1 protein-coding gene is annotated in these 744 nt (G+C 39.8%); it reads left to right on the top strand.

Translation table 11 applies throughout. The features are described 5' to 3' along the window. Positions 1-744: ABC transporter substrate-binding protein (locus tag ACFIMA_RS09825; RefSeq protein WP_375693786.1), on the top strand; the 744-nt coding region annotated here is incomplete at both ends.

Raw genomic sequence — 744 nt, 5'->3', positions numbered from 1 at the left:
TTTAGCAACACATTGGGATGTTTCAGGTGATGATCACAGTACGGTGATTACTTTTCATTTACGTGATGGTTTGAAGTTTAATGATGGCAGATCAGCCAATGCCAATGATCTTGTTTGGGGTATGAAGCGGATTGTCAAATTGAAGATGGGTAATGCGGCAATTTTTAATGAATATGGAATTACAGAGCAAAATGTTGATGATGCTTTGCAAGCTCCCGATGAGAAAACGGTTGTGATGAAATTTGATAAACCTTATCCAGCAGAGCTCATTCTTAATAATATTGTTGCGAGTCGTGCAACAGCTTTGCTTGATCGTAAGACGATTATGAAACACGAAAAAGATGGCGATTTTGGAAATCAGTATTTGAAAAGTCATGCTGCTTGTGTTGGTCCTTATCAGTTAAAAAGTTGGCGCTCTGGAGAAGCTCTTTTGTTGCGTGCAAGCTCTCACTATTGGGGACAAGCGCCTAAACTGAAGCAGATTTTAATTCGCCATGTTGCAGAGCCCGGAACACAACGTTTGTTGTTGCAAAAGCACGATATTGATGTTGCTCGTAATTTGACACCTGAAGATCTTGCAGATCTGCAAAAAACAACAGATGTTAAAGTTGAAAGAGTGTTAGTGCCAACTATGATGTACTGGGGATTCAATACGACGAATCCTATTTTTGCTAAGGAAAAAGTACGTTTGGCGATGCGTTATCTCATAGATTATGAAGGTCTTGGCAAGAAGCTTCTCAAAGG

The sequence above is a fragment of the Bartonella sp. AP88HLJMH genome (assembly GCF_042195605.1).
Classification (GTDB): domain Bacteria; phylum Pseudomonadota; class Alphaproteobacteria; order Rhizobiales; family Rhizobiaceae; genus Bartonella.
This window is presented reverse-complemented; position numbering and strand designations above follow the sequence as displayed.